Annotated in this window: 14 protein-coding genes; 8 read left to right on the top strand and 6 right to left on the bottom strand. The window is 66.7% G+C overall.

Annotated features, from left to right (window positions below; all coding sequences use genetic code 11):
• Window positions 1-77: 77 nt before the first annotated feature.
• Entirely contained in the window at window positions 78-2375 is a 2298-nt protein-coding gene (locus CHU93_RS10850; RefSeq protein WP_133064379.1) for an LPS-assembly protein LptD, read from the bottom strand.
• A gap of 102 nt (window positions 2376-2477) precedes the next feature.
• On the opposite strand from CHU93_RS10850, the gene CHU93_RS10855 reads away from it, so the two are divergent.
• Together CHU93_RS10855 and ndk are read left to right on the top strand one after the other, a co-directional pair.
• On the top strand, window positions 2478-3953 hold the full coding sequence (locus CHU93_RS10855; protein WP_094474057.1) for a leucyl aminopeptidase: 1476 nt from the start codon (window positions 2478-2480) through the stop codon (window positions 3951-3953).
• Window positions 3954-4158: 205 nt separating this feature from the next.
• A complete protein-coding gene (gene ndk / locus CHU93_RS10860; protein ID WP_086117396.1) occupies window positions 4159-4581 on the top strand; it encodes a nucleoside-diphosphate kinase in 423 nt (140 codons plus the stop codon).
• A gap of 63 nt (window positions 4582-4644) precedes the next feature.
• On the opposite strand, the gene CHU93_RS10865 is transcribed toward ndk, so the two are convergent.
• From CHU93_RS10865 to purM, 4 genes are all read right to left on the bottom strand, one after another.
• Window positions 4645-5688 (bottom strand): alpha/beta hydrolase, encoded by a 1044-nt coding sequence (locus CHU93_RS10865; RefSeq protein WP_094474093.1) that lies wholly within the window; start codon window positions 5686-5688, stop codon window positions 4645-4647.
• Between the two features lie 20 nt (window positions 5689-5708).
• Entirely contained in the window at window positions 5709-6590 is an 882-nt protein-coding gene (locus CHU93_RS10870) for a hypothetical protein (RefSeq protein ID WP_133064380.1), read from the bottom strand.
• 106 nt (window positions 6591-6696) lie between these two features.
• Window positions 6697-7638 carry a phosphoribosylglycinamide formyltransferase gene (gene purN, locus CHU93_RS10875; protein ID WP_094474058.1) on the bottom strand — a complete coding sequence of 314 codons (942 nt, stop codon included), beginning with the start codon at window positions 7636-7638 and terminating at the stop codon, window positions 6697-6699.
• Window positions 7631-8731 carry a phosphoribosylformylglycinamidine cyclo-ligase gene (gene purM / locus CHU93_RS10880; protein ID WP_423825904.1) on the bottom strand — a complete coding sequence of 367 codons (1101 nt, stop codon included), beginning with the start codon at window positions 8729-8731 and terminating at the stop codon, window positions 7631-7633. The genes purN and purM overlap by 8 nt, the downstream gene beginning before the upstream one ends.
• Window positions 8732-8800: 69 nt before the next feature.
• Between purM and CHU93_RS10885 the strand changes: the two genes are divergently transcribed.
• Genes CHU93_RS10885 through CHU93_RS10905 form a run of 5 tightly spaced genes read left to right on the top strand, consistent with a single transcriptional unit; the run spans window position 8801 to window position 14974 of the window.
• Window positions 8801-10036 (top strand): hypothetical protein, encoded by a 1236-nt coding sequence (locus CHU93_RS10885; RefSeq protein ID WP_094474059.1) that lies wholly within the window; start codon window positions 8801-8803, stop codon window positions 10034-10036.
• Entirely contained in the window at window positions 10033-10641 is a 609-nt protein-coding gene (locus CHU93_RS10890) for an HdaA/DnaA family protein (protein WP_094474060.1), read from the top strand. The genes CHU93_RS10885 and CHU93_RS10890 overlap by 4 nt, the downstream gene beginning before the upstream one ends.
• 31 nt (window positions 10642-10672) lie before the next feature.
• The gene (locus tag CHU93_RS10895; RefSeq protein WP_094474061.1) at window positions 10673-12844 is read left to right on the top strand and encodes an RNA degradosome polyphosphate kinase; all 2172 of its coding nucleotides are present in this window, start codon (window positions 10673-10675) and stop codon (window positions 12842-12844) included.
• The gene (locus CHU93_RS10900; RefSeq protein WP_243375555.1) at window positions 12816-14360 is read left to right on the top strand and encodes a Ppx/GppA family phosphatase; all 1545 of its coding nucleotides are present in this window, start codon (window positions 12816-12818) and stop codon (window positions 14358-14360) included. Before CHU93_RS10895 ends, CHU93_RS10900 begins: the two co-directional genes overlap by 29 nt.
• Window positions 14360-14974 carry a DJ-1/PfpI family protein gene (locus tag CHU93_RS10905; RefSeq protein WP_094474063.1) on the top strand — a complete coding sequence of 205 codons (615 nt, stop codon included), beginning with the start codon at window positions 14360-14362 and terminating at the stop codon, window positions 14972-14974. The genes CHU93_RS10900 and CHU93_RS10905 overlap by 1 nt, the downstream gene beginning before the upstream one ends.
• A 6-nt stretch (window positions 14975-14980) precedes the next feature.
• On the opposite strand, the gene rnd is transcribed toward CHU93_RS10905, so the two are convergent.
• On the bottom strand, window positions 14981-16147 hold the full coding sequence (gene rnd / locus CHU93_RS10910) for a ribonuclease D (RefSeq protein ID WP_094474064.1): 1167 nt from the start codon (window positions 16145-16147) through the stop codon (window positions 14981-14983).
• Window positions 16148-16237: 90 nt separating this feature from the next.
• Here rnd and aspS point away from each other — a divergent pair, with 90 nt between their 5' ends.
• A complete protein-coding gene (gene aspS / locus CHU93_RS10915; RefSeq protein WP_094474065.1) occupies window positions 16238-18019 on the top strand; it encodes an aspartate--tRNA ligase in 1782 nt (593 codons plus the stop codon).
• Window positions 18020-18525 lie beyond the last annotated feature (506 nt).

Raw genomic sequence — 18525 nt, forward strand, 5'->3', positions numbered from 1 at the left:
TGTGCCGCCCGGCCGGTTTACCGGCCAAGTGTCTTGCCCGGGCCGGTTTACCGGCCAAGAGTCTTGCCCCGGCCGGTTTACCGGCCAAGAGTCTTGAACGCGATGCTAATCTGGAAGGCGTTGCCGGGGCGGAAATCGCGGTCGCCCACATAATCGCGCCGCCAGCCCACGCCAAAGCGGAAACATTCATCCTCATACTCGACGCCAAAGCGATGGCGGATGCCGCGAAAGCCGTTGCCGGTGGCCAGCGGATTGTCGGCCTTGGTGGTGAGATCGATGATGCCGTTGCCAAACAGCGTCCAGTAACGCGCGAAGGCAACCCGGCCGGCCAGGCGCAATTCCTGCCGGTCTTCCAGATCCTCCAGCGTGACATTGCGGTTGAGGCGGATATAGGCCGCCGAAACATAGGTGCGCCGGCCGCCGACGGTGAGATCGATTTCGTTGCGACGCACGGCCAGATTGTCCTTGTCCAGCCGGAAGCGGTGGGTCAGTTCGACCAGCCCACCCAGTTTCATGGCGATACGGCCCACCACGTCCGACATCTGGCCGCGAAAGCCGGTGCCGGCAGAAAATTCGTTGCCATCGCCGCTCAACCGCACCGATTGGCCGAGTTCGGCCATCAGCTGGAATCCGGAGCGGACAAGGCTGTATTCCGCGCCATAGGTGAGGCGGCTGCCGCTTTCAAAACGGTCCAACCCCGGGGCGCGGTTCAGATCGAACAGGCTGACATCCTCCAGCTCGAACGCGCGCGCATCCTCGTTGGGGAAGCCCAGATTGCGCACCTTCGGGGCCGCAACCAGCTGCACGCGCGGTGTGATGGTCTGCTCGCCGCCCAGGGCCGGGCCGGCAAAGGGCCAGCTGACGTCCACCGCGGCCAGCGCCATGCCGCGCCCGCGCCAGCCATCGCGCCCGGCATAATCGGGGAAGGTGGCCAGCTGGCTGTTGCGCACATCATAGACGTCGCCGCGCGCCAGGCCGGTGAAGGCGATGCGCTGGCCAAGGCCGGTGAGCAGGCTGCGATCCCAGCGCGCCCAGCCCAGGGCCCGGAACATGTCCTGCCCGCTGCTGCGCACGATGGTCTGGCTGTTGGCGCCCAGCCGGATGCGGCCGCCCGCCACCTGCCAATCAGGGCGCCAGTCATAATCGATCAGCGGCAGCACCAGCGGGCTTTCGCCGGCGCGATCGGTGGCGCGCAGGCCCTGGAAATACCAGGCCGAAACCGACAGCCAGCTTTCGTTGGTGATGCGTTCCAGCGCGTAGGACGAGCGCAGCGTATCATCAAAGCCCAGGCCATAACGGCGGTTGAACGTGTCGTCGCTTGAAAGCCGGATGGAGAAGACCGAACGCCAGCGCGCGCTGTGCTGCAGTCGGCCCTTGATGCCCAGATAGCCGCGAAATTGTTCGCCCTTGTCGATTTCGGTGATGCCATTGGGCGCCAGATCAAAGCGGCGCGACACGGTGACCATGCCATCGACCTGGATCGGCCCATCGGCCAGCAGCCGGCGGGCCTGGAAGGCGAGCGCCGGATTGGTGGCCGAATAAAGCCAGGGCGTGAGCGTGAGATCATGATCCGGCCCGAACGCCATGTGCACCGGGGCGGAAATGCCGATGCCGAGCTGGCGCTGGATTTCGATGGCGGGCACCAGCAGGCCGCCGGCCCGCGGCGCATCGCCATCGGGGTGCGACAGGCGCGGCAGATAGAACACCGGCACGCCGAACATTTCCAGGCTGGCATCGCGATAGGAAATGCGGTGGCGGGTTTCATCATAGCTGATCTTGACCGCCTTGATCTTCCAAACCGGCACCTGCGGGCAGCCATCGCCATTCACCACGGCGCATGGCGAATAGGCGGCATGATCCAGCGTGTAATTGCCGCCGTTGCGCGTGGCACCGCGGGCACCCAGCCGGCCGCCGTCATTCAGCACCAGCAGCATGTTGGCAATGGCGCCATCCTTCAGACTGTCAGACAGGGTGATGCGTTCGCCCATAGCCTGGTTGCCGGCCGGATCGGTGATCGAAACATTGCCGATTGCCACCACCTCACCGGCATCACCCTCGGCCCCGCGCCGATATTCCACGCGATCGGCCACCAGCGCATAACCATCGCGCGACACGCGCACCCGCCCTTGCGCCGTCACCAGCCGGGCGGTTTCGTCATAGACCAGCTGGTCCGCTTCGAAATCCACCATGTCGCCGGGGGCGGGCAGGGCGGATTTGCGCACCGGTGCATCCGGATCGACGTTGCGCGGTTCGGGATTGCCCCACAGCGCCGGGTTCATGCGCTGCGCCTGCGCGGCCTGGGGCAGCAGGGCCACCATCGCCACGGAAGCAAGGCACAGGGCGCGGCGCGGGAACGGGTGGCAAAGCAGGGTCACCGGGGTGGATTAGCCGGGCGGCCACCAAGCTGCAACCATGTGCTTGGGTTCACGCCTTGTCCGGCCTAATTGAAGGGACTGCCGAATCGAAAGGGTGCTTGAATGCTTGTCGTGTCGTTCCTGCCTGTTGTTGCCGATGCCGCTCATGCGCTGGCCGTGCTGGCCGGGCCCGGTGATCTGGCCGGGCCTGCCGCAGCTGCCGATGCTGCCACCGGCGGTGCGCTGGCGCGCGCGGCAAAGGCGGCCCGGTTCGAAGGCGAAGCTGGCGCCATCGTCGAACTGCTCGCCCCCGCCGGCCTTGATTGCCACCGCCTGCTGCTGGTGGGTACGGGCGCGGCCGACAAGCTGGACGCATTGACCGCCGAACGCATCGGCGGCGCCATCACCGCCCGGCTGCTGACCAGCGGCGAAACCCAGGCCAATGTCGATGTGACCGGCGTGCTCACCGCTGAACAGGCCGCGCATCTTGCCCACGGCGCCCAGCTGCGCAGCTGGCAGTTCAACCCCTATCGCACCCGCCTGAAGGACAAGCAGAAGCCCAGCCTGGCCCATCTGGCGGTGGTTGGCGCCGCCGATGCTGCCGGCCCGCATGCCCGGCTGGCGGCGATTGCCGGCGGCGTTGCCCGCACCCGCACGCTGGTGAGCGAGCCGCCCAACATCCTCTATCCCGAAAGCTTTGTCGAAAAGGCGCTGGATCTGGCCGGCCTGGGTGTCGAGCTGATCGTGCTGGATGATGCCGAAATGAAGCGTCTGGGCATGGGCGCGCTGCTGGGCGTGGCGCAGGGTTCGGTGCGGCCGGCGCGCATGCTGGCCATGCGCTGGAACGGCACCGGCCGTGATGACGTGAAGCCGGTGGTGTTCGTCGGCAAGGGCGTGACGTTCGACACCGGCGGTATCAGCCTGAAGCCGGCGGCCGGCATGGAAGACATGAAGTGGGACATGGGTGGGGCAGGGGCCGTGACCGGCGCCATGCACGCGCTCGCCGCCCGCAAGGCCAAGGCGCATGTCATTGGCGTGGTGGGCCTCGTTGAAAACATGCCCGACGGCAATGCCCAGCGCCCCGGCGATGTCGTCACCACCATGAACGGCCAGACGGTTGAGGTGATCAACACCGATGCCGAAGGCCGGCTGGTGCTGTGCGATGCCATGTGGTGGGCGCAGGAGACGTTCGAGCCGGAAATCGTCGTCGATCTGGCGACGCTCACCGGTGCGATCATCATCAGCCTCGGCCACGAACATGCCGGCATGTTCTGCAACGATGATGGCCTGGCCGAACAGCTGCGCAGCGCGGGCGCGGCTGTGGGCGAGAAGCTCTGGCGGATGCCGATCGGTGATGCCTATGACAAGCTGATCGACAGCGATGTCGCCGACATGAAGAATGTCGGCCCGCGGGAAGGCGGCTCGATCAGCGCCGCCCAGTTCCTTGCCCGCTTCCTGAAGCCCGGCGTGAAATGGGCCCATCTCGATGTCGCCGGCACCGTCTGGTCGAACAAGCCCGGCGCGGTCCACGACAAGGGCGCCACCGGCTATGGCGTGCGCCTGCTCGACCGCTTCATCGCCGACAATTTCGAAGCCTGACTGCGCCGATCCTCCCCCTCTGGGGGAGGTGGCAGCCGAAGGCTGACGGAGGGGGCGCGCACGCCGATACACATGCGCCCCCTCCGCCCTGCGGGCACCTCCCCAAGCGGGGGCGGATCATTGCCGTCCCACCCTTGCCATTTCCCGCCTCGCCCTGTAGGGGGCCGCGCATCCGTTTCCCCTATCAACCGAGTGGACTTTTCTCATGGCCATCACCCGCACTTTCTCGATCATCAAGCCCGACGCCACCCGTCGCAACATCACCGGCAAGGTGAACGCGATGATCGAAGCCGCTGGCCTGCGCATCGTCGCGCAGAAGCGCCTGCAGCTGACCCAGGCCCAGGCCGAAGGCTTCTACGCCGTCCACCGCGAGCGTGGCTTCTTCGGTGAACTGGTGCAGTTCATGATCAGCGGCCCGGTCGTGGTGCAGGTGCTGGAAGGCGAAGACGCCGTTCCGGCCTATCGCAAGGTGATGGGCGCCACCAACCCGGCCAACGCCGATGCTGGCACCATCCGCAAGGAACTGGCCGAATCGATCGAAGCCAACACCGTCCACGGTTCGGACAGCGACGAGAACGCCGCGATCGAAATCGCCTACTTCTTCTCGCAGTGCGAAATCGTCGGCTAAACCGAACCAGGTCGAACGATCGAGGGCCGCAGCGCATGCTGCGGCCCTTTTTCGTTGCTTTCCTCAGGGCGTGGTCACGCCCAGACCGCGCCGCAGCGCCGCGATGATGGCGGCATTGAACTGGCGACTGACCCGGGCGCCCGGCACGATGTTCATGAAGGCGTGATAGGCCCCCGGCACCACCAGCAATTCCACCGGCACACCAGCGGCGTTCAGGCGCCGGGCATAGGCAATATCTTCCTCGACAAACAGGTCGAGACCGCCAACCGCGATGAAGGCCGGCGGCAAACCGGCGAGATCTTCAACCCGGCCCGGCACCGATCCTGGCGGCACCGTCGGCAGGCCCGGCGGTTGGCCCAGCAGGGCGCTCCAGCCATTGCGGTTCGCGTCCACCGTCCAGACGTAGGTGCCAATGTGCGGCGGCACCGGCGTGCCTGATCCGGTGCGGTCGTCGAGCATCGGATAGACCAGCAATTGGAAGGCAATCGGGAACTCGCCGCGATCACGGGCAGCAATGGCAAGCATGGCCGCATGGCCACCGCCGGCACTGTCACCGCCAACCGCGATCCTGGCCCGATCAATGCCGAGCGCATCGGCCTCGCGGTGCAGCCAGCGCAACACGGCATAATTGTCTTCAAGGGCGCCAGGAAAGCGGGTGGCCGGCGCCAGCCGATATTCGACGGACACCAGCATGCAGCCGCTGTCCCGCGCGCGCACCTGCAGCCGTTGCAGATTCTGATCGAAGCGGCCACCGATGAAGCCGCCGCCATGCATGAACAGATAGACCGGTTTGCCACGGTGCAACTGCGACCCGTCGATGATCATCACCCGCACATCGGGGGCGCCCGGCGGTCCGGGCACGGTCCTGATCACCGGCTGCGGCGCCGGCGGGGGCAGGGGCACCGGATTGGGCGGCGGCTGGCGGTTTGCTGGCGGGTTGGGGCGCGCCGCATTGCGGGCCGATGCTTCGGCGGCTGCCCGCAATTCCGGATCAACCAGCGCCAGCGGATCAGGCGCTGCTGCCCAGGCACCGGTGGTGCTGACCAGCCCGGTTCCCACCGCCGCCAGAAATCCCCGGCGGCTCAGCCCGGGCGGCATTCCCGTCATGGCGCTGGCCGCCGGCCGGCTCACTTCTTCTTCACATAGGGCGTGATCTCCAGCGCCCCCGGCTCGACGGCATGAACACCGCCGAACACCATGATGCCGCCGCGAAATTCGAGCAGGCGGTAATCCTTGAAGTTGCCGAGATCCCAGCCCCGCCACTTCAGCGGCTTGCCGACAAAGGGCAGCGATCCCTTGATGTCGAGCCGGGCTTCATCGTCGCGGGCAAAGGGCTGGCGGCGGTCGGTCAGCATCAGGCGCAGGGCGGTGTCCAGCTCGGTGTTGAGCAGCGCCTTCAGCTTTTCGCCGTTGTTTTCGGTCAGGCTGCCTGCACCGGTCAATGGCATCGCCGGGCCTTCGCAGCAGAAATACTTAATTGTTCGGGGTTTCTTGCTGCCGGCTTCGGGTTCGAGCTTGGTCTTCAGCACGATATAGGGCCGCACGTCAGTCTCGTTGACGAAGGTGAGCACGATATAGGGCACCATCGAAACGGCCGTTGGGCTCTCCTCGGTAAGGAGCGTGTAGGCGCCCTCGAACGGCTTTTCGGCCAGGATGCTCGTCGTCAATTCCCTTGCCCGACCGGTCACGTCAAACCGCAGCGCGTCCTGGATGTCGTTGGTCCGCTTGCCGCCGGCATCGGTGTTGGCCGAACTCTGGATCGCCATGCCAACCACACCGAACAACAGGCCAAGCGCGCCGCCCTTCTGATGACCCGACACGACGATGTTGCTGTCGGGAATGCGCTTCACGCCCATGGGCAGATCGCTCATGCCGTTGGGGCCCTTGCCATCGATGAACAGGCCCAGCGGCGGCGGAGCGGCCGGGCTGGCAACCGTGTCGCTCGCCTGGGCCCGCAATGGTTGAGCCGCGAGGCCAGCCAAGGCCGCGGCAAGAAGCAAGATGCGCATCGTCGATCCCCCCGTTTGTGCCGCCCGTCACGGCGTGCGCGCGGGCCTGTGTGCTGGCATAGGAGAGGTGGCGCGTGCGGGCAATGGGCAGCCGCACCGCCGCGTTTCAGATCGGCAGCATCGCCAGGCGCTTGGGCGCGCACAGGCGCCAGGCCGCCGTCATCATCGCGTCGATCATCGCCCAGTCTGGCCCGTCGGTGAGGACGATGCCGATCCAGCCCGACGGGCCATAATATTTCGGGCGGAAAAACCGGTCAGGATCCTGCTCGATCAGCATTGCCTGTTCATCAAGGCCGGAAACCTTGAGCAGCAGGGCGGTGATGCCGTCGCCATGGTGATTGTCGCTGAAATAGGCGAAGAATTTGCCGCCTTCGATGGTGAAGCCGTTGGACCCGTGGGAGAGTTTCTCGCTCACCGCCGGCAGGTTCAGCGCCAGGCCGCGCACCCGTTCCAGCAGCGCCGCCGGGCGATCGGCCGCGGAGACGAAATCGGCGAGCACCCGCGGGTAAAGCTGATGCTCGGCATATTGTACCCGGGTGGCCAGGGTTTCCGGCGTGTCGCCGGGCAGCACGGCGATGCGGGCCTGGCCCAGGATCGGGCCATCATCCAGTTCGGGGGTGACGATGTGGATGGTGCAGCCGGTCTCAAGCTCGCCCGCCGCCAGCACGGCCGCGTGCGTGTGCAGGCCCTTGTGTTTCGGGAGCAGGCTGGGATGGATGTTGAGGCAGCGGCCCTGCCAATGGGTCACGAACTCGGCCGAGAGCAGCCGCATGTAGCCGGCGAGCGCGATATGGGTGACACCGGCCCGTTCCAGTTCGCGGGTGATGATGGCATCGAATTCGGCGCGCTTCAGGCCCTTGTGGCTGTGCGCGAAGGTAGGAATGCCTTCGGCCGCCGCCAGCTTGAGGCCTGCGGCTTCGGGATCATTGCTGCCCACCACCACGATCTCATAGGGGCAGGCCGGATCAAGCCGGCTGGCATAGAGGAGCGCCGCCATGTTGCTGCCGCGTCCGGAAATGAGGACGCCGACCCGCGCTTTTTCAGGCATCGTGGCTGGCCGTCCAGGCGGCCGTTTCGCCCCATTGGCCGGGGGCGCCGTGCACCTCGCAGCCCTTCTGGCCGGCGATGATCTCGCCGATCACGCTGGCCTGCTCGCCTGCCGCCACCAGCGCCGCGATCACGGCGTCGGCGTCGCTGCGGTCCACCACCAGCACCATGCCGGTGCCGCAGTTGAAGGTGCGGGCCATTTCGGCCGCCGCGACGCCGCCTTCGGCGCGCAGCCAGTCAAACAGCGGCGGCAGGGTGGGGGCCGCGACCAACGCACGCGAACCGGTGGGCAGCACGCGCGGGATATTCTCGAGGAAGCCACCGCCGGTGATATGGGCCAGCGCCTTGATGCGGCCGGCGCGGATCAGCGGCAGCAGCGGCTTCACATAGATGCGGGTCGGCTCCAGCAGCGCTTCGGCGAGGCTGCGGCTGGCATCGAAGGGGGCAGGGGCGGCGAGATCAGCGCCCGACCGTTCCAGGATGCGGCGAATGAGGCTGTAACCATTGCTGTGGGCGCCGGATGAGGCGATGCCGACCAGCAACTGGCCCGGCACCACCCCGTCACCGGTCAACTGCTCGCCGCGCTCCACCGCGCCAACGGCAAAGCCGGCCAGATCATAATCGCCCGCCGCATACATGCCGGGCATTTCCGCCGTCTCGCCGCCGATCAGCGCGCAACCGGCTTGCTTGCACCCCTGTGCGATGCCGGCGACCACGCGGGCGGCCACACCATTCTCCAACTTGCCGGTGGCGAAATAATCCAGGAAAAACAGCGGCTCGGCGCCCTGCACGATCAGATCGTTGACGCACATCGCCACCAGATCAATGCCCACCGTGTCGTGCCGGCCCGTATCGATGGCGAGTTTCAGCTTGGTGCCAACGCCATCATTGGCCGCGACCAGCAGCGGATCCTTGTAGCCGGCGGCCTTTGGATCGAAGAATCCGCCAAAGCCGCCCAGTTCGGCATCCGCACCGGGCCGGGCGGTGGCGCGGGCCAGCGGCGCGATGGCCTTCACCAGCGCGTTGCCGGCAGCGATGTCCACGCCGGCATCGGCATAAGTGAGGGGGCGTTTGTCGGTCATGGCCGCCGCCATAGCGCCAGATGCCGGCCAATGCCAGCATCAGCCTTTGCAACCGCCGCGCCGCCGCCTTAAACAGCCGCTGTGAAGCGCATTCTGGCCCTGCTGGCCGGGGCGGGCCTGATCACGGCAATCGCCGTTGCCCAGCAGGCCAGCCCCAAGGCCGAAGTGCCGCCCCCCGACGCGTCGGGTGGCGGCGGCAGCGCCTATGCCGTGGGCGGCATCGCCGTGGACGTGACGGCCAAGAATGTCGACGACGCCCGCCGCATCGCCTGGTCTCGCGCCCAGCGCCTGGCGTGGCCGCAGCTGTGGGCCCGGCTGACCGGCCGGCCGGCGCTGGAGGCGCCCGCGCTGTCGGATGGCCAGATCGATGCCATGGTGGCCGGCATCGAAAGCCAGGGCGAGCAGTTTTCCGCCACCCGCTATATCGCCAAGCTTGGCGTGGTATTCGATCGCAGCCGCGCGGCTGATTATGTCGGCGGTGGCCTCGCCCTGCTGCAATCGCCGCCGATGCTGCTGCTGCCCATCGAGGTGGATGGCGGTGCAGCCCTTGTGATGCAGGCGCGCACGCCCTGGGCCGAGGCGTGGGCGCGCTGGCGCGGCAATGTCACACCGATTGATTATGTGCTGCCCGGTGGCGGTGCGGCCGAGAATCTGTGGCTCAACGCGTGGCAGGCCGGGCGGCCGGAGCGGGGGCCATGGCGCAGCATCATGGCCCGGTTCGACACGGTCGATGTGCTGGTGGCCGAGGTGCGGCTGGTCCGCAGCTTCCCGGGCGGGCCGGTCAAGGGCCAGTTCATCGCCCGGCATGGCCCAGATGGGGTGGAACTGGGCCGCTTTGCCCTGACCGTGAAGAGCGAGAATGCGCTGCCCGCGCTGATGGATGAAGGCGTGCGCCGCATTGATGCGATCTATGCCGAGGCGCTGCGGGCCGGCCGTCTGCAGGCCGAACGCGATCTGGGCATCGACATGGCGCCGGTGGTGGAGGCCGAGCCGCTGATCGGCGATCCCATGGCCGATGCCGGCGCCCTGTTGGTGGCGGCGATCACGCCCGATGCGGCGGCGCTGGCCGGGGCCGAAAATCTGCTGCGCGCGGTGTCGGGCGGCGAGGTGCTGGTGCGGCAATCGGCGGTGGGCGGCACCAGCCGGTTCGAACTGGCCATGCCGGGCGGGGAGGCGGCATTGCAGGCCGCGCTGGCCGCCAAGGGTTGGGCGCTGGTGGCCAACGGCAATGACCGGGTGCTGCGCCGCGCCGCACCTGCGGCTGCCCCGCAACCGGCACCGCCCGCGCCCAAGCCCCCGCCTGCCACCAAACCATGAGCCTGCCGCCCGAACCGGCGTTGCCGTTGGCCTGGCCGGTTGATCATCGCCCCGAACGCCTGGCCATCACCGCAGCCAACCAGTCGGCCGCGGCCTGGCTGGCCACCCCTGGCCTGTGGCCGGTGCCGGTGACGTTGCTGATCGGGCCGGAAGGCAGCGGCAAGTCGCACCTGGCCGGCTGGTTCGCCGCCCGCACCCAGGCCCGCATCATCGAACAGGCCGAAACCCGCGATCCCGAAAGCCTGTTCCATGCCTGGAACGCCGCCACCCGCGACACGCCGCTGCTGCTCACCAGCCGGCTCGTCCCGCGCGATTGGGGCCATGGTCTGCCCGATCTCGCCAGCCGGCTGGGTGCCACGCCGCAGGTGCGGTTGGGCGAGCCGGATGATGAGCTGCTTGCCGCCGTGCTGGCCAAGCTGTTTGCCGAACGCGGCATCAAGGTGGGCGATGATCTGATCCGCTGGCTGCTGGTGCGGATGGAGCGCAGCCTGAGCGCGGCGCAGTCGGTTGTGGCGGCGCTGGATGCCGAAGCGCTGGCCCGGCGCCGGGCCATCACCATCCCGCTGGCGCGCGAGGTGATCGATGGCCAGTTCAGCCTGTTTTGACGCTGCAACAAGCCTGCCGTAGAAGACGTACATGGCCCCCACACCCGCCCCCCAGCTCAGCCCGGCAGAGCGCTATATCAACCGCGAACTGTCGTGGCTGTCGTTCAACGATCGCGTGCTGGCCGAAGCGATGAACCGCGCCCACCCGCTGCTGGAACGGCTGCGCTTCCTGTCGATTTCGGGGAACAATCTTGATGAATTCTTCATGGTGCGTGTCGCCGGCCTGCGCGGCCAGGTGCGCGGCAACATCGATACGCTGAGCGCCGATGGCCTGACCCCGGCGCAGCAATTGGCCGCGATTGCCGAACAGGCCGACCGGCTGATGGAAGACCAGCAGGCGGTGTGGGCCAAGCTGATCAAGGAACTGGCCCGCGCCGATTTCCATGTCATCACCGCCGACAGGTTGACCAAGGCGGAACGGCAATGGCTGGAAAGCCATTTCCTCGATCAGATTTTCCCGGTGTTGACGCCCCAGGCCATTGATCCGGCGCATCCGTTTCCCTTCATCCCCAACAAGGGCTTTTCGCTCATCCTCGAACTGCGCCGCCAATCGGATGAGGAGCTGCTGCGCGCGCTGTTGATGTTGCCGGCGATGCTGCCGCGCTTCATCCGCCTGCCGGGCCGGGCGATGCGCTGGATTTCCCTTGAAAACACCATCCGCGCCTTCTTCAACCAGCTCTTCCCCGGCTATGAGCTGGTGGGCGACGGCGTGTTTCGCGTCATCCGCGACAGCGATATCGAAGTGGAGGAAGAGGCCGAAGACCTTGTCCGCTTCTACCAGACCGCGCTCAAGCGGCGGCGGCGCGGCGAGGTGATCCACCTGACCATGGAGGAGACGACCCCGGCCAATCTGCATGCGCTGGTGCAGGGGCAGCTGGGGGTGGAGGATCGCGACACTATCCTGGTCTCGGGCGTGCTCGGCATCAATGATCTGGCGCTGCTGGTGGAGGAAGACCGGCCCGACCTGAAGTTTGAACCGCACACGCCGCGCTTCCCGGAACGCATCCGCGAACATGGCGGCGATTGTTTTGCGGCCATCCGTGCCAAGGATCTGGTGGTCCACCATCCGTATGAAAGCTTCGAGGTGGTGCTGGCCTTCCTGCGCCAGGCCGCGGCCGATCCCGATGTGATTGCCATCAAGCAGACGCTGTATCGTGCCGGCAAGAACAGCCCGATCGTGCGCGCCCTGATCGACGCGGCCGAGGCCGGCAAATCGGTGACGGCGGTGGTGGAGCTCAAGGCCCGGTTCGACGAGGAGCAGAATATCCGCTGGGCCAGCGAGCTGGAGCGGGCCGGCGTGCAGGTCGTCTATGGCTTTGTCGAATGGAAGACCCACGCCAAGCTCAGCATGGTGGTGCGCCGCGAAGGGGCGGCGATCCGCACCTATGTCCACTTCGGCACCGGCAATTATCACCCGATCACGGCGCGCATCTACACTGATCTGTCCTTCTTCACCGCCGATCCGCGCCTCGCCCGCGATGCGGCGCAGGTGATGAACTATATCACCGGTTATGTGCAGCCGACCCGGCTGGAAAAGCTGGGCATGGCGCCGCTGGCCATGCGTGACCGGCTCTATGGCCTGATCGACGAGGAAATCGCCCATGCCAGGGCCGGGCGGCCGGCGGCAATCTGGGTCAAGCTGAACAGCCTTGTCGACACCGGCATCATCGACAAGCTGTATGACGCCAGCCGCGCCGGGGTGGAGATTGATCTGATCGTGCGCGGCATCTGCTGCCTGCGGCCCGGCGTGCCCGGCCTGTCCGACAATATCCGCGTCCGCTCGGTGATCGGCCGCTTCCTCGAACACAGCCGCATCTATGTCTTTGGCGGCGGCCATGAATTGCCCAGCCGCAAGGCGCTTGTGTTCATCAGCTCGGCCGACTGGATGCCGCGCAACCTTGATCGCCGGGTGGAGATCATGGTGCCGATCGAGAATCCCACCGTCCATGCCCAGGTGCTGGATCAGGTGATGGTCGCCAATCTGAAGGACAATCAGCAGAGCTGGGAAATGGACGCCGCCGGCCGTTATGCCCGCGTGGCCGCCGACCGGGACGATCCGTTCAACCTCCACCGCTATTTCATGACCAACCCCTCCCTGTCGGGCCGCGGCCATATGCGCGATGCCACTTCCGTGCCAGTGCTGCTGCTGCCCGAGGAGGAGGATGAACTGACCGATGCGACCGATGCCGCCGGGATTGCCTGACACGATGCTGGGCCTGGCGCGACGGGTGGGATTGGCGGCGGCTCCGGCGGGGGACGACCGCTGCGCCATCATCGACATCGGCAGCAACAGCATCCGCCTTGTCGTCTACCAGGGGCGGACCCGCATCCCGGCCACCATGTTCAACGAAAAGGTGATGGCGGGATTGGGGCGTGGGCTCGCCGCCAACGGCAAATTGTCGGACGCGTCGATGGATGTGGCGGTCGCCGGCCTCCGCCGCTTTGCCGCGCTCACCCGTGCCATGGGCATCGCCAATGTGCGCACCGTGGCCACGGCGGCCGTGCGCGAGGCGAAGAACGGCGCCGCCTTCATCGCCCGGGTGGCGGCAGAATGTGGGCTTGCGATCGAAACCATCGATGGCGAGGCCGAAGCCCGCGGCGCGGCGCTGGGGCTGGTGTCGGGCATTCCCGATGCCGATGGCGTGGTCGGCGATCTGGGCGGCGGCAGCCTGGAACTGATCCGGGTGAAGGGTGGCGAGATGGGCCACCGCATCTCGCTGCCGATCGGCGCGCTGCGGCTCGACGCGGTCAGAAAGCGCGACCGGCGGGCGCTGGGTCCGTTCATTGCCAAGGCGCTGGACCAGGTCGGCTGGGCCGACGAGGGGCGGGGCCGGCCCTTCTACATGGTCGGTGGTTCGTGGCGGGCGCTGGCGCAGATCCATATCTGGACCAGCGACCATCCGCTGCCGATCGTGCACCAATATGAAATGCCGGCCGACGCGCCGGGCAAATTGTTCCGCAGCCTGTCGCACACCGATCTCGCCACGTTGAAGGCGGTGCCGCATCTGTCGACCAGCCGGCTGCCGTCGCTGCCGGGCGCTGCCATGCTGCTGGCCGCCGTCGTCAAGAAACTGGGCTCATCCAGCGTCATCGCTTCGGGCTTTGGCCTGCGCGAAGGCCTGTTGTTCGCCGATCTGCCGCCCGAGGTGCGCAGCCTTGATCCGCTGATCGAGGCGGCGCGGGCCGAAGGCGCCCGCCAGGGCCGCTTCCCCGAACATGGCGACATGCTGTTCGACTGGATGGACCCGCTGTTTGCCGATGAACCGGCCGGCCAGCGGCGGTTGCGGCTGGCGGCGTGCCTGTTGTCAGACATCGCCTGGCGCGCCCACCCGGATTTCCGCCCCGAACGCGGTGTCGATGTGGCGCTGCACGGCAACTGGGTGGCAGTCACGGCCGCAGAGCGGGCGGCGCTGGCCTGTGCGCTGCACCATAACTTTGGCGGCAGCGCCGATGCACCGATCATGGCGACGCTGGCCCGGCTGGCGCCGCCACCGCTGCTCGCCCGCGCCCGCATCTGGGGCCTTGCCCTTCGGCTGGGCCAGCGGCTCACCGGCGGCACCGCCGTCGCGCTCGCTGCCAGCCGGCTGGAACGGGCCGGCGATGCGGTGCAGCTGCGCCTTGGCCCCGGCCATGCCGATCTCGCTGGCGATGCCGTGCAGCGGCGGCTGAAGCTGCTGGGCAATGGTCTTGGCCTTGGGTCGCGGTTGGTGACCGGCTGATGCAGGTTGCGATCCTCACCTTTGCCGGCTTCAACGAGATTGACAGTTTCGTTGCCGCCGCGATCCTCAACCGGCTGCGCCCGCAAGGCTGGCGGGCCCATATCACCGCACCCACCGCCAAGGTCACTTCGATGAACGGCGTGGTGGTGGAACGGCAGCAGCCGCTGACCTTTGCCAACAGCGCCGATGCGGTGATCATTGGCAGCGGCATCAACACCAGGGCCATTGCGGAGGATGCCGGCCTGCTGGCGCAGATCGGGCTTGATCCCGCCCGCCAACTGATTCGCGCGCAATGTTCGGGCACGCTGCTGCTCGCCCGGCTCGGCCTGATCGGCACGCTGCCGGCCTGCACCGATCTGGTCAGCAAGCCCTGGGTGCAGGCCGCCGGGGTGGACGTGATCGACGCGCCGTTCGTGGCCCACGGCAATGTCGCCACCGCTGGCGGGTGCCTCGCCTCACCCTATCTGGCTGCCTGGATCATCGCGCGCGGTGCCGGCTGGGATGCGGCGGCGGCGGCGCTGCATTATGTGGCGCCGGTCGGTGAAAAAGCGCGATATGTCGAAACCGCGCGCGCCGCCGTGATGCCGCATCTGGCCGTGCCACAGCCGGCCTGAACCGCGTCAGTCGCTGATCCGGCTCATCTTCAGCTTGCCGCCAGCCACGGCAAAGCCCAGCCGGCCTTCCACAAGCGCCAGCGCATCGGAGCCGAAAATCTCCCGGCGCCAGCCTTGCAGCATGTCCAGGCCGTCGCGCTGGCCGGCGGCAAGGGCCTCCAGATCATCGGCGCGCACGATCAGACGCGGGGCGACCCCGGCCTCCTTGGCACGGATCTTCAGCAGCAGCTTCAACAGATCGGCAATCAGCGCGCCTTCGGAACTCAGCCCCGGCCGCTGCGGCTCGCGCGCCGGCATGTCTTCGGGGCTCAGCGGTTCGGCAGCTTCAATGGCGGCCATCAGGCGCGCGCCGATGGCATTGCCGGCCCAGGCGGCCGACAGGCCGCGCACCTTGGCCAGATCGGCCTGCGAACGGGGCGGGGAGGAGGCGAGATCGGCCAGCGTCTCGTCCTTCACGATGCGGCCGCGCGGCACATCCTTGTCCTGCGCTTCGAGCTCGCGCCAGCGCGCCAGCGCCTTCAGCCGGCCCAGCACATCGGCCTTGCGGCTCGGCAGCCGCAGCCGTTCCCAGGCCTTTTCCGGATCATTGGCATAGGTGGCCGGATCGCCGGCGCGGGCCATTTCCTCGTCCAGCCACTCGCCGCGGCCGGTGCGGCGCAGCTTGTCGACCATCTTGGGAAAGATGCGGGCCAGGTGGGTGACATCGCCGATGGCATATTCCAGCTGGCGATCGTTCAGCGGCCGGCGCGCCCAGTCGGTGAAGCGGGCGCCTTTGTCGATATGCACATTGGCATAGGCCGCCACCAGATTGGTGTAGCCGATCTGTTCGCCCAGCCCCAGCGCCATGGCGGCGATCTGCGTGTCGAACAACGGCTGCGGCGTCTTGCCGGTCAAGTTGTAGATGATTTCCAGATCCTGGCCGCCGGCGTGGAACACCTTCAGCACCGGCTCTTCCACCAGCAGGCGGAGGAGGGGGGCGAGATCAAGATCGGGGCTCTTGGGATCGATCGCCGCGGCTTCGTCGGGGCAGGCGACCTGCACCAGGCACAGATCGGGATAATAGGTGCTCTCGCGCATGAATTCGGTGTCCACCGCGATGAAATCGGCGGTGGCCCATCGGGCGCACAGGGCTTCGAGCGTCGCGGTGTCGGTCACCAGCGGATGAATCTGCATGGCCCCCGTTACGCCAATCTCGCCGCTTGACAAAGTGCTGAATGACGTGTGTCAGCCCCGGCTTTGAACAAAAGCTCTGGAACGACCAAAATGCACGCCTATCGCACCCACAACTGCGCCGCGCTGCGCAGCGCCGATGCCGGCCAGACCGTGAAATTGTCCGGCTGGGTCCACCGCAAGCGCGACCATGGCGGCGTGCTGTTTGTCGATCTGCGCGATCATTTCGGCATCACCCAGATCGTCGCCGGCCCGTCGTCCGCGGCCTTTCCGGTGCTGGACCGGGTGCGCGCCGAATCCGTGGTGACGATCGTGGGCGAAGTGGTGCTGCGCGAAGGCGGCGCCATCAACCCCAAGCTGCCGACTGGCGAGATCGAGGTGCGCGCGCACGAGATCGTGGTGCAATCGGCTGCCGATGAGCTGCCGATGCCGGTGGCGGGCGAGGCCGAATATCCCGAAGACATCCGCCTGAAATATCGCTTCCTCGATCTGCGCCGCGACCGGCTGCACCAGAATATCCTGCTGCGCAGCCAGGTCATCGCCTCCCTGCGCCGCCGCATGATCGATCAGGGCTTCACCGAATTCCAGACGCCGATCCTCACCGCCTCCAGCCCGGAAGGCGCGCGCGATTATCTCGTGCCCAGCCGTGTGCATCCGGGGAAATTCTATGCGCTCCCCCAGGCGCCGCAGATGTTCAAGCAGCTGCTGATGGTCGCCGGCTTTGACCGTTATTTCCAGATCGCGCCCTGCTTCCGCGATGAGGACGCGCGCGCTGACCGCTCGCCCGGCGAATTCTACCAGCTCGATTTCGAAATGAGCTTCGTGACGCAGGACGATGTGTTTGCCGCCATCGAACCGGTGCTGGCCGGCGTGTTCGAGGAATTTGCCGGCTTTGGCGGCCGCCAGCCCTGGTCGGTGACCAAGGGTGCCTTCCCGCGCATTCCCTATGCCGAATCGATGCTGAAATACGGCAACGACAAGCCGGATCTCCGGAACCCGCTGGTGATCAGCGATGTGTCGAGCCACTTCGTTGGTTCAGGCTTTGGCATTTTTGCCCGCATGGTCGAAGCCGGCAATGTCGTGCGCGCCATCCCGGCGCCGGGCACGGCCGACAAGAGCCGCAAATTCTTCGACGACATGAATGATTGGGCCAAGGCCGAAGGCTATGCCGGCCTCGGCTATGTCACCCGCAAGGGCGGCGAATTTGGTGGCCCCATCGCCAAGAACCATGGCGAAGCGGGCATGATCGCGCTCTATGACGCGCTGGGCCTGGGCCCGGACGATGGCTGTTTCTTTGCCGCCGGCAAGGAGAAGGACGCTGCCAAGCTGGCCGGCCTCGCCCGCACCCGCGTTGGCACCGAACTCGGCCTCATTGAGCAGAACGCGTACAAGTTCTGCTGGATCGTCGATTTCCCAATGTTCGAATATGACGAGGACGCCAAGAAGATCGATTTCAGCCACAACCCGTTCAGCATGCCGCAGGGCGAGCTGGAGGCGCTGGAAACCCAGGACCCGCTGACGATCAAGGCCTATCAGTACGACATCGTCTGCAACGGCGTCGAACTCTCCTCGGGCGCCATCCGCAACCACCGGCCCGACATCATGTACAAGGCGTTCGAAATCGCCGGCTACACCAAGGAACAGGTGGACGCGAACTTCTCCGGCATGATCAACGCCTTCAAATTTGGCGCTCCGCCGCACGGCGGCTCGGCACCGGGCGTGGACCGCATGGTCATGCTGATCGCGGATGAGCCCAATATCCGCGAGGTCATCGTCTTCCCGATGACGCAGAAGGCTGAAGACCTGATGATGAACGCACCCGCCCCGGTGACGATGAAGCAGCTCCGGGAACTGCATATCCGGGTGGTGGATTGAGCCAGGCAGCGCCGGTTGACGCAGCACAACCGGCGCAATAGCTTGCGCAGCGAGAGGGGAATTTCGATGCGCGCAATCGTTCTGGCAAGCTTGTTGGTAACTCTGGCCATGCCGGCGGCGGCGCAGACCATCACCGTTGCCGGCAGCTTCACCGCGAGCAACTGGCAGGTGCAATATGGCTCGCCGACTGCGCCGATTGATCCGCTTTTTCTCGATTATTCCGTGACGTTCGATCTCTACAGCAATTATCTCGACGTTGCGGCGCCGCTGACGATCATCAACACCAACATCCCCTATCCGATCAAGTTCAGCCACAATGCCGGCTATGGCTGGTTCATCCTGGCCACCAATGGCGATGGCGGTGCCTGCTCGCTGCTTGGCGGCAGTTTCTGTGCGGTGGTGGGCCTGCCCACCTCGCGCATGCGGCCAGGCCGGCCGAGTTTTGTTGGCCAGGGCGCCGGGCCTTTTGGCGGCTGGTCAGCCCGCCGCATTTCCACGCCCAACGG

Origin of the sequence: Sandarakinorhabdus cyanobacteriorum (assembly GCF_002251755.1) — a bacterium.
Taxonomy (GTDB): domain Bacteria; phylum Pseudomonadota; class Alphaproteobacteria; order Sphingomonadales; family Sphingomonadaceae; genus Sandarakinorhabdus; species Sandarakinorhabdus cyanobacteriorum.

What these genes read in the sequence shown, in the direction of transcription:
- rnd (WP_094474064.1), bottom strand. Translation starts at nt 16,147, where the DNA reads ATGCAGATTCATCCGCTGGTGACCGACACCGCGACGCTCGAAGCCCTG.
- CHU93_RS10890 (WP_094474060.1), top strand. Translation starts at nt 10,033, where the DNA reads ATGAGCCTGCCGCCCGAACCGGCGTTGCCGTTGGCCTGGCCGGTTGAT.
- purN (WP_094474058.1), bottom strand. Translation starts at nt 7,638, where the DNA reads ATGCCTGAAAAAGCGCGGGTCGGCGTCCTCATTTCCGGACGCGGCAGC.
- ndk (WP_086117396.1), top strand. Translation starts at nt 4,159, where the DNA reads ATGGCCATCACCCGCACTTTCTCGATCATCAAGCCCGACGCCACCCGT.
- CHU93_RS10900 (WP_243375555.1), top strand. Translation starts at nt 12,816, where the DNA reads ATGCGACCGATGCCGCCGGGATTGCCTGACACGATGCTGGGCCTGGCG.
- CHU93_RS10865 (WP_094474093.1), bottom strand. Translation starts at nt 5,688, where the DNA reads ATGACGGGAATGCCGCCCGGGCTGAGCCGCCGGGGATTTCTGGCGGCG.
- CHU93_RS10870 (WP_133064380.1), bottom strand. Translation starts at nt 6,590, where the DNA reads ATGCGCATCTTGCTTCTTGCCGCGGCCTTGGCTGGCCTCGCGGCTCAA.
- CHU93_RS10855 (WP_094474057.1), top strand. Translation starts at nt 2,478, where the DNA reads ATGCTTGTCGTGTCGTTCCTGCCTGTTGTTGCCGATGCCGCTCATGCG.
- purM (WP_423825904.1), bottom strand. Translation starts at nt 8,731, where the DNA reads ATGGCGGCGGCCATGACCGACAAACGCCCCCTCACTTATGCCGATGCC.
- aspS (WP_094474065.1), top strand. Translation starts at nt 16,238, where the DNA reads ATGCACGCCTATCGCACCCACAACTGCGCCGCGCTGCGCAGCGCCGAT.
- CHU93_RS10895 (WP_094474061.1), top strand. Translation starts at nt 10,673, where the DNA reads ATGGCCCCCACACCCGCCCCCCAGCTCAGCCCGGCAGAGCGCTATATC.
- CHU93_RS10905 (WP_094474063.1), top strand. Translation starts at nt 14,360, where the DNA reads ATGCAGGTTGCGATCCTCACCTTTGCCGGCTTCAACGAGATTGACAGT.